The organism is Kitasatospora sp. NPDC004240, from assembly GCF_053603215.1.
In genome coordinates this window covers 1-8996 of the sequence record NZ_JBSGFD010000273.1, presented here as the reverse complement: position 1 = coordinate 8996, position 8996 = coordinate 1, and the positions used below count along the sequence as shown (strand labels likewise).

The following is an 8996-nucleotide window of genomic DNA, read 5'->3' as shown; positions in this document are numbered from 1 at the left end:
GAACACGCCCCCGCCGCCCGAACTCCAAGCCCTCATCGCCTCATTGGCCAGCGGACGAGCCCTCGATCTCTACTTACGGGTTTAACAAACCACCGGTAAAGGGGCAGAGGGGCGTCCGGTGCTACTGGGGCGGTCCGATGCAGCGAGTGCCACCATCGGCCGCCGCCGGATACCGGGCTGGCATCAGCGCCGAAATCCACGAGCCGTTCGATCACGCGTCGGGCAGGATGCTCGGCTGTGAATCACGTCCTGTACGGGCTGGCCGCCAACCCGGCGCTGCCCTCCGACCTGGCCGACCGGCTGATAGCGGCGGCGGACGCCGACCTCGCCGAGGCCCTGGCCTGCCGCCCGGACCTCAGCCGTGCACAGGTGACGGCGCTGGCCTCCCGCTGCGAGGAGGCCGCGGTGCGGCTCGCGCACGAGGGCCGGCTCGACGCGGCCGACGTCGACCCCGCCGTACGGCCGCGCGCCGCGCTCGCCCTGCTCGGGAAAGGCACCGTCAGGCCGCGGTGGGCACAACTGTTCGCCGCCGATCCCCTGGTGGAGCACCGGGAGAAGCTGGCCGCCTGCCCCGGCCTGCCGCCGGACGTGGCGCTGACGCTCTCCGCGGACCCGCAGGTCCGGGTCGTCGCGGAACTCGCGCTGTGGACGACTCCGGATCTCGCCGCCCGGCTCGCGCAGCACCCGCACACCGAGGTCCGCCGGGCGGTGGCGGCCAACGAGGCGACGCCACCGGCCCTACTGGCGGCGCTGCTGACCGGCGAAGACCTGCCCGCGGCCCGGTCCTGCCCGGTCTGCGACCGTAAGACGACCCCTTTCGTCCACGACCCGCACTGCCCGGAGCCCGACTGCGAGCTTGCGCCGGGAGCCGCCTGCGACGGCTCCCACGAGTCCGCCGTACACGACATCCAGCAGGCGGCCCTGTGCAACCCGGCCACCCCCGCGGCCGCGGCCGCGCTCTTCGCCGACCACCCCTCGGTGCTGCTGCGCCAGGAACTGGCCGCCCGCCCCGGCCTGCCGCCCCAGGTGTACGCACGACTCGCCGGGGATCCCGTCCCCTGGGTGAGGGCCCGGCTCGCGGACAACCCAGCGATCGACGAGACCCTGATCCGCGCCCTGGCCGACGACCCCGGCCACGACGTCCGGCGCCGGCTCGCACACCACCCGCGCCTGCCACTCGACGTCCTCGCCCACCTCGCCGGCGCCACCCGGCTCGGCCCGTCCCTGCTGCCACGCATCGCAGCGGCCTGTCCCGCCGAGGTCGAGGAGCTGGCCGCCTCACCCGACGCGACCGTGCGGATGCTCCTCGCCCGGCGCCGTGACCTGCCGGCCGGGATCCGCGACGCGCTGGCCCACGACCCCGACGCCAAGGTCGTCAAGTCCGTCGCACCGCACCCGGGACTCCCCGAACCCCGTTTGCGGGCCATGGTCGAACGGCACGGAGCGCAGGTCGTCGCGCAGGTGGCGGCCAACCCCGACGCGACACCCGCCCTGCTGGAACACCTGGCCCGGCACCGGCCACCGGTGCGCAAGGCGCTCCGCGCGATCGCCCGCCACCGCCACGCGACGGCCCCGGCCCTGCTCGCGTGCCTGACCGACCGGCAGGCCAGGCCCATCGCCGCCGGTCATCCGGCCCTACCGCCCGCGGTCATCATCGAACTGCTCGCCGACGACGACTGGCAGACGGTGGAAGCGGCCGCGGCCAACCCGTCACTACCACTGGCATCGATGCCGGAACTGGTGCCATGACCTGGAGTATGACCGCCAGGCCGGGCCGGCCCCCGACTGGCGGGCCGACCATGGAGCTGCACCTGGCGGTGACGAGCGGGGACAGAAGTCGCTGTCCCCGCTCGTCACCGCCGGCCGGCGTCATGACAGTCCCCGGTTCCAGGCCGTCCTCGACGACATCCGGGTACCTCGCATCGGACCGGACAGGCCCCCGCACGAAGCCGGAGAGGGGGCGGTGGGGGCCGACGGGTGAATCAGTCACCTATCGGCACACCTGCGGGCAGCCTCCTACTGGCGCTGCCGGCGCAGGCGGATTCCCGGTACGCGGTGACGGCGCGGAGCCCAGGGTCTGACACATTGCCACGACGCGGCGGGGTGAGGGGCCTGGGATGACGGGCGACACCCACCACCTCGTCGGTCCGCAGGGGGCCGGTGATCACCAGGGGACGACGCCGTCGTCCTCGAAGAAGGAACCGGTCGGGCCGCCGTCGGGGAGGGTGGCGAGCCGGATCGGGGTGGCCGCGCCCTGCGCGGGGGTGCGGGGTCCGTGGAAGCCGGTGAAGTCGGTCGCGACCAGGCCCGGGCAGGCGGCGTTGATCAGGATGTTCGTACCGGCGAACTGTCGGGCGTACTGCAGGGTGAGGGCGTTGAGGAAGGATTTCGACGGTGCGTAGGCCGCCATGACGGGGCCGATCTCGGTGTCCGGGTCTGCCTGTCGGGTCAGGGAGCCGACGCTGCTGGAGACGTTGACGATGCGTGGGGAGGCGGAGCGCCGCAGCAGTGGCAGCATCGCGTTGGTCACCCGGACGACGCCCATGACGTTGGTGTCCACGACGGTGCGGAGCACTTCCAGGTCGAGCGTGGTCGGCTCCTGCAGCCATCCCGGGCCCATGTCGCCCGGGATGCCGGCGTTGTTGACCAGGGCGTCCAGGCGTCCGGCCAGTCGTTCGACCAGTTCCGCGGCGGCGGTGACACTGCGGTCGTCGGTCACGTCCAGCGGTACCCCGAACGCGTCCACGCCGGCGGCGCGCAGTGTGCCGACGGCGGTTTCGCGTCGGGTCGCATCGCGGGCTCCCACACCGACGCGGTAGCCGAGGCGGCCCAGTCCGGCCGCGATCTCGTAGCCAATGCCCTTGTTCGCGCCGGTCACCAGCGCGATCATCGTTTCGCTCATGCCGATGATGCTGGCCCGTGGGCGGGTGGTGCCACCAACACCGGTACGGTGCCCTGTCATACCCTGCGGGTATCACCGCTTATGCTGTCGACCGTGGACACCCTGGAAACTCGCGAGTTGAGGTACTTCGTGGCCGTGGCCGAGGAGTTGCACTTCGGGCGTGCCGCCGAGCGTCTCGGCATGGCCCAGCCGCCGCTGTCGCGGGCGATCCAGCAGCTCGAACGGCGCCTGGGGGTCTGTCTGCTGGAGCGCAACCGCCGCGGTGTCCGCCTGACCGGTGCCGGAGAGGTGCTGCTGCAGGAGGGTCGGGCGGCTCTCGACGCGGCCGCTGCCGCCGTCCGCCGCACCCGGCGCGCCGGGGGTGCCGACAGTCCTGGCGGCCGCCGCGACCGGCTGGTGCTCGCGGTGAAGGAGGCCGCGTCCCATGAGCTGTTGCGGAAGCTTCTCGACGCCTATGCGGTCGAGCCCGGCTGTACCGAGATCGAGGTGCTGCTGTGCGGCATGTGCGAGCAGGAGGAACTCCTGCGCGACGGACGTGCCGATGTCGCGCTGATGCACACGCCATGGAACTCCCTCGCCGGATTCGACAGCGAGGCACTCACGACCGAGGGGCAGGTCGCCCTCCTGCCTGCCGGGCACCTGCTGGCCGCCCGCGAGACCCTGTCCCTGGCCGACGTCAGGGACGTCCCCGATCTGCCGCTCGCCCGCTGGCCCACCCACGGCACCTACGCCCCCGGCCCGGGCCCCGAGATCCACAACCAGACGCAACTGGCCCAGTTGATCGCCCTCGGACGCACGGTGGCGGTCGTCCCCGAGTCCGCCCGTTCCTGGCTGTGGGCCGAGCACGCGGCCGTCCCCCTGAGCGACGCGCCTCCCGTCGTGACCCACATCGTCTGGCCCGCGCACAGCCGTTCCCTCGCCCTGGCCGGCCTGGTCCGCACGGCCACACGGCTATGACCGGACCCTGCCCCACCAGCCACCTGGGACAGCTCGGACACCATCAGGACCCACGGGACCGATGAAGCAGACCCGCAGGACCCGGACCATCCGGGACGGCAAGCGAATCACTCCCTCGCTGGTTGAGAGCTCGTAACACGATCACGGCGTCGACTTCGTCGGCGTCCCGTCGATGCGAGTCAGCAGCCGCAGGCTCCGATCCGGTCCGCCGGGACCGGCCTTCTCGGCCACCGTCAAGCCGTTCCTGCGCCACGTTGCCCCCTGACGGGCATGACCTGCGAGGTAATCGACGCCTCGCTCCGGGTCCGGCAAGGTGATCAGCGCTGCCGGGAAACCCCGGCGGACGTCCCGCAGCGCGGCGCCGACACCCCTGGAAGAGGACAGAACCATGACGGCAGTTCAGCACGCCACCCGCCGGCCCGCCGCCCGTACCGGAGCCGCCCTGTTCGCGGCGGCGACGGCCACCGCGGTGGTATTCGGCACGGTCACCGCCACCGCCAGCGCCGGGCCCGGCGAGGCGGCCGCCGTCGGCAGGGCGGCCGAGTGCGCAGAGGTGGAAGGGAAGCTGGAGCGGCTGGAGGGCCGGCTCACCCCCAACGCCTGCGCCTTCATCAGGCGCCAGATCGCCTTCGGCGAGATCCCGACCGGCACCCCGCCGGCACCCGGCGACCTCACCCACCCCCGGGTCCGGGCCTACCTCGACATCTTCGACGAGTCGGCCACCCTCTGGGAGGCCGGCACCGCGCCGCAGCACGGGACGGCCACGATCGGCACCTCGATCACCGGCTCGCTCCGCCTCGTCCCCGACTTCCGCTACCGCGGCACCGAGGTGGTCGCCGACGGCGCGGTGATGATGTTCGGGCAGTGGAACGAGGCCACCGTCAAGGGACACCGGATCGCCTACCCGCAGATCGCCCGCAACGTCCTCGGCGACGACGGCAGGACCATCCAGGCGCGCCGCTACTACGACCGCCATGAGCTGGTAAAGCCGGTGGCCCCCGAGCTGCGCCCGCTCTTCGACGGCGTCACCGACCCGGCCGGCGCCGCCACGGGGACCGGCGGGCACGGCCCTGAGCGGTTCCGGGCCGACGAGATCACCGCGCGCCTGGCCGCCTGGAACGGTGAGGACGTCGCGGCCCTGGCCGGCCGGATGGGCAACGCCCGCCTCGCCGGTCCTGGCCTCGCCGCCCCGCTGACCACCGCCGAGGGCAGGAGCGCCTACCTGAAGCGGCTCTTCGAGCGGGCCGATTTCCGGTTCGCGTCGGGCCAGATCGCCTTCGGCCGGACCATGACGTACGTGGAGTGGCACGGCACCGCCGTCGTCAAGACGGTCAAGGACGGCGTCGAGACGGTCCGGGACGTGCCGTTCGGCATCATCGAGCGGTTCGGTCCCGACAGCGAGTGGGAGCTGTTCTTCGACACCCTCCCACTGATCGCGGACCAGAGCCGGATCGGCGAATACTTCCAGCGCCTGACGCAGCCCTGAACGAGCCGTGTTCCCCATCGGCCGCCCGGAGGGCCTGCCGGGGCGGCACCGCACCCACAGCCGGGCCCCTCGTGATCCGAGTGTGCGGGCGCGGCCGTCTTCCCGGGTCGTGCCGAGGTGACGTCAGGGACCGGCGATGATCCGGGGCGCCTGCCCGACGGGGCGCGTACCCCGGCGCCGGGACACCACGCCATCCGCCGGTACCCGCGTTCACAGGGCGGAGGGCGTGCCGTGCTCCGCCCGCTCAGCGGCACGCCCGCGGGTGAGGACCACGGCGCTGACCGCCCGGTGCCGCTCGTCGAGCACACGGGCCTGGTCCGCGGCCCGCTCCGTGAGGCGGTCCGGCTCCCTCTGGTCGAGGCGCTGATCGGGTGTCGGCGACAGCCCGCAGCGCGCGCCACAGGGCGGCTTTGCCTCGACGCCGGTGCGCATCCAGTTCGATCAGGTCGCTGAGCGGGGCGCGGTGCACAATGATCCTGTCGGGCTTGAGGCGGCCGAGGCGTTCGCCGGCGAGGCCGAGCCTGGTCCGGTAGCGCCGTACGGGCACTCCGAGTCGGTTCATGATCCGCACGAGGTCGTTGCGGTCCTGTTCGACGTCCCGGGCCAATCGACGCAGGTGCCGCTGCTCTCCACCCGAAGCCCGCCATCGGCCTACCGCGGTCCCGCCGACCAGGAGATCGTCCTCGCGGCCTGACCACCGCACCAAAGGTGTCCGTCAAGCGGGGCAAGCTCACTCTGGTCAGCCTTTGCGGAAGCCGTCGACTCGGCTGTGTCAGCCCGTCGGGTGATCATTCGGATCGTTCGGGCTGGTGGGAAGGAGCCACTGTGGAGACCAGGGCGCCGTTGTGCAGGGATTCCGGGTCCCAGCAGAGATCATCTCCGAGGCGGTGTGGCTGTACAACCGGTTTCCGCTGAGCCTCCACGAGGTCGAAGAGCTGCTGCTCGCACGCGGGATCATCGTCTCCCGCGAAACAGTCCGGCAGTGGTGCGCCGGGTTCGGGCCCCAGCTCGATCCGGGTGCCGAGGACATCACCGCCTCCGGCGGCCGGCTCGCCCACCTGCGCACCCCGGAACCGGCCGCCGGCGGTCCGGCCGCCCTGAAGCGGTCCGGGCCGCCTGCGATGTCGCCGCCGACCCTGTCGTCGGACCGCGATCCTGACCGGCGAGATCGCGAGGTACCGCCGGAGTAATAGGCTGGGTGCGACGCTCGATCTCGACGCCTCGGTGGGTGGAGGTTCGTGGTGACAGACAATGACGGGCTGAGGCTGCAGGTACAGCGCTTCCTCCACGCACCGCGGCCGGTCGTGTTCCGAACCCTGACCGAACCACAGGAACTGGCCAAGTGGTGGGGCCCCGACGGGTTCGTCATCCCGAGTGCGGAGAGGGACCTTCGGCCGGGGGGTGGTTACCGGATCGCGATGCAGCCTCCGGAAGGCGATCTGTTCTACCTGGCGGGGGAATTCCTGGAGGTCGACCCCCCGGAACGCCTGTCCTACACCTTCCGGTGGGAGGATCCCGATCCCGAGGACCGCGAGACGGTGGTGACGCTGTCGCTCGGCGATGCCGGGGCCGTGTCAACCTGGCTGGTCGTCACGCAGGGCGACTTCGCCACCGAACGACGCCGCGCTCTCCACCACGAGGGCTGGACCCAGAGCCTCGACAAGCTGGAGGCGCTGTTGTCGTCGACCGAGTCGGCCTGAGAACCGAACCACCCGGAAGGCTCGGGCACCACCAGAAGGGCACCGCTCGGCCCGGCGTGATCGTCTCCGGGCCACCCCCCCCACCGGCAGGACCACCACACTGCTCGAGGTCAAACGCGCCGTTGACCTGCACACCCGGCCCGCGCGGCCCGGTACCCGGACGCACCTCAGTCGCCTACGCGCCGGTCCCGCCCGGCAGCCCTGGGAGGAAGCCCCGCTCGAACTGCCCCACTCCCCTGTTCCGCGCCGGCCGCCGCCGACCGGGAGGGCCGCCTCCGCTGTCTCCCGGCCGGCGCAGACCGGCCACGGCTCGTCGGCCGGCCACAGCAACGGGCCCCCGACCGAACCGTCGCGCACGGTCGGTTCACCCAGGCGCGGATGCAGACGCATCGTCCGCCGTGCCCACGGCACCAACCCCGGAATCGCCGAGAAGTGGCGGCGTCGCGCGGCCGGCGACCGGACCGCCGGAACCGGCCGCTACGCCCGCTCGGTCAGGCAGTCCGGGGCGTCTCGCCGGGGCGCGGCACCGGCGGCCGGACGCCATGAGTCAGCCGGACGCGTCCCCAGCCACCATGTCTTGTACCGGCGGCGGACGGGCGGTCACGTCGTGCAGTCTTCCGTCCCGCGCGGTTCCTCGCGCCCTTGGACACGCGCGCCTACCCGCGTGGGTGAGAGCGACGGCTGATCGCAGCGGGCGCGGATGACCAATGTCGAGCTGACCTGTGGGCTCGCCGGCCGAGGCGCTGCTGGAGCAGTTCGGGGCCGTCAAGGCCCGAGTGCGGGCCGCCGGACCCACCTGGCCCCTCGATTCCACCCGCACACGCCGGCACGCCCGCACGCCCCGGGCCGACCCTGACCCGGCTCACCCCGGCCGAACACGAGAACCTCCCGACCAACCCGCACAATCAAAGCCCCGCCGTCCCCTGAACCGCGCACCCACCGCCATCCCCTAGGGAGACAAATAGCAGCAAGAAGAATCCGGAATCGCCGACAACATGTCAATCGGCGCCAACCTCCGACAAATTGAGGCCGGCAACGGGAAGGTGGCGGTCGCCCCGACACTCAGACCCGCTGCCGAGCCGCCGAAACCGACCGTCCACGGTCAGGTCGTCGAAGGATCTTCGGTGAATTTCACTCCGAGGGATACCGCTTGGCAGAATGGGCCTGCTATCGTACTTTTAATGTCGCACTGCACTTGATGAGCCGAATATCATTTACCCCGTTTGAAGAATTCATTCCGCATGGCGAATGAACCCGTCGAAGTGGTCCCGGCGGAGGCGGGCGACTCCGAGGCCGAGGACGCCTGCGCCTGACCTGCATATTCACGCCGGGGCCATCTGACGATCCATCGGCCCCTGGAGATAAGCCGCCACCTGGGCAGTCCGAGGAAATCCAGCCGTTGCCCCCGGTCACCGTCTTTACCGGCGGGGCCGATCACGGGTGGCCGGGCCGAGGGGCTCGCGCGAGCATCTGACGGACTTCAAGAAGTGACCGAACGCCCTCATCAAGGGAGATACCGTGGACAAGATCGGCAAGCACGAGTTCAAGTTCGTCCTTACCGGCGTCGAGCTGACCGAGGACCAGCAGGAGAGGATCAGTCGGACGGTGGCCCAGGCCGGTACGCTGGCACTGGGAGACCTCCTGCCGGAAAAGGCCATCGGTGTTCAGGTCGAGCGGAAAATCTGGTGGTGCGGCATTCCGGTCGACGACCTGCTGACCGCGCTTCGGCGCCACGCCGCCGACCAGGTGCGGATCAAGAAATGAGCGCGGCCGGCGCCGGGGAGCCGCATCCACCGAGAGCCTGTCCGAGTGGTGTGTGCCACGAAGGCGCATCGATCATCGGCGTGATGACCGAGCAGCGCCGCCTGGCCTACCTGCCGCTGCCACTGATCGTGGACGAGGCCTTCGCCGAGCGGCTCCAGGCCTCCGGGCAGCCTGAACGTCGCTACCG

The 8996-nt window shown here is 71.6% G+C and carries 9 protein-coding genes and 1 pseudogene; 7 read left to right on the top strand and 3 right to left on the bottom strand.

The genetic code is table 11. From position 1 onward, the window contains the following. Nucleotides 1-237: 237 nt before the first annotated feature. A complete protein-coding gene (locus tag ACWEQL_RS38605) occupies nt 238-1749 on the top strand; it encodes a hypothetical protein (protein ID WP_452155640.1) in 1512 nt (503 codons plus the stop codon). A gap of 415 nt (nt 1750-2164) precedes the next feature. On the opposite strand, the gene ACWEQL_RS38600 is transcribed toward ACWEQL_RS38605, so the two are convergent. Continuing rightward, a complete protein-coding gene (locus tag ACWEQL_RS38600) occupies nt 2165-2902 on the bottom strand; it encodes an SDR family oxidoreductase (RefSeq protein ID WP_452155638.1) in 738 nt (245 codons plus the stop codon). A gap of 93 nt (nt 2903-2995) precedes the next feature. Between ACWEQL_RS38600 and ACWEQL_RS38595 the strand changes: the two genes are divergently transcribed. Next, nucleotides 2996-3859 (top strand): LysR family transcriptional regulator, encoded by an 864-nt coding sequence (locus ACWEQL_RS38595; RefSeq protein WP_452155636.1) that lies wholly within the window; start codon nt 2996-2998, stop codon nt 3857-3859. A gap of 141 nt (nt 3860-4000) precedes the next feature. Here the strand turns inward: ACWEQL_RS38595 and ACWEQL_RS38590 are convergent, their stop codons facing one another. Continuing rightward, a complete protein-coding gene (locus tag ACWEQL_RS38590; protein WP_452155634.1) occupies nt 4001-4249 on the bottom strand; it encodes a hypothetical protein in 249 nt (82 codons plus the stop codon). Here ACWEQL_RS38590 and ACWEQL_RS38585 point away from each other — a divergent pair. After that, entirely contained in the window at nt 4248-5345 is a 1098-nt protein-coding gene (locus tag ACWEQL_RS38585) for a hypothetical protein (protein WP_452155632.1), read from the top strand. The genes ACWEQL_RS38590 and ACWEQL_RS38585 overlap by 2 nt on opposite strands. A gap of 210 nt (nt 5346-5555) precedes the next feature. Here ACWEQL_RS38585 and ACWEQL_RS38580 read toward each other — a convergent pair whose 3' ends face one another. Next, entirely contained in the window at nt 5556-5777 is a 222-nt protein-coding gene (locus ACWEQL_RS38580) for a hypothetical protein (RefSeq protein WP_452155630.1), read from the bottom strand. On the opposite strand from ACWEQL_RS38580, the gene ACWEQL_RS38575 reads away from it, so the two are divergent. From ACWEQL_RS38575 to ACWEQL_RS38560, 4 genes and pseudogenes are all read left to right on the top strand, one after another. After that, entirely contained in the window at nt 5770-6039 is a 270-nt protein-coding gene (locus ACWEQL_RS38575) for a hypothetical protein (protein ID WP_452155628.1), read from the top strand. The genes ACWEQL_RS38580 and ACWEQL_RS38575 overlap by 8 nt on opposite strands. Nucleotides 6040-6154: 115 nt before the next feature. Further along, nucleotides 6155-6346 (top strand): annotated as a pseudogene (locus ACWEQL_RS38570) (IS6 family transposase); the annotation flags it as partial. Nucleotides 6347-6586: 240 nt separating this feature from the next. After that, nucleotides 6587-7045, top strand: a complete 459-nt coding sequence (locus ACWEQL_RS38565) for an SRPBCC family protein (protein ID WP_452155627.1) — start codon at nt 6587-6589, stop codon at nt 7043-7045. A 1518-nt stretch (nt 7046-8563) separates the two neighbouring features. Beyond that, nucleotides 8564-8809 (top strand): hypothetical protein, encoded by a 246-nt coding sequence (locus ACWEQL_RS38560; protein ID WP_452155626.1) that lies wholly within the window; start codon nt 8564-8566, stop codon nt 8807-8809. Nucleotides 8810-8996 lie beyond the last annotated feature (187 nt).

Excerpts from the sequence above, each read along its gene's own strand:
- ACWEQL_RS38590 (WP_452155634.1), bottom strand. The coding sequence starts at position 4,249 with ATGGTTCTGTCCTCTTCCAGGGGTGTCGGCGCCGCGCTGCGGGACGTC.
- ACWEQL_RS38600 (WP_452155638.1), bottom strand. The coding sequence starts at position 2,902 with ATGAGCGAAACGATGATCGCGCTGGTGACCGGCGCGAACAAGGGCATT.
- ACWEQL_RS38585 (WP_452155632.1), top strand. The coding sequence starts at position 4,248 with ATGACGGCAGTTCAGCACGCCACCCGCCGGCCCGCCGCCCGTACCGGA.
- ACWEQL_RS38580 (WP_452155630.1), bottom strand. The coding sequence starts at position 5,777 with ATGCGCACCGGCGTCGAGGCAAAGCCGCCCTGTGGCGCGCGCTGCGGG.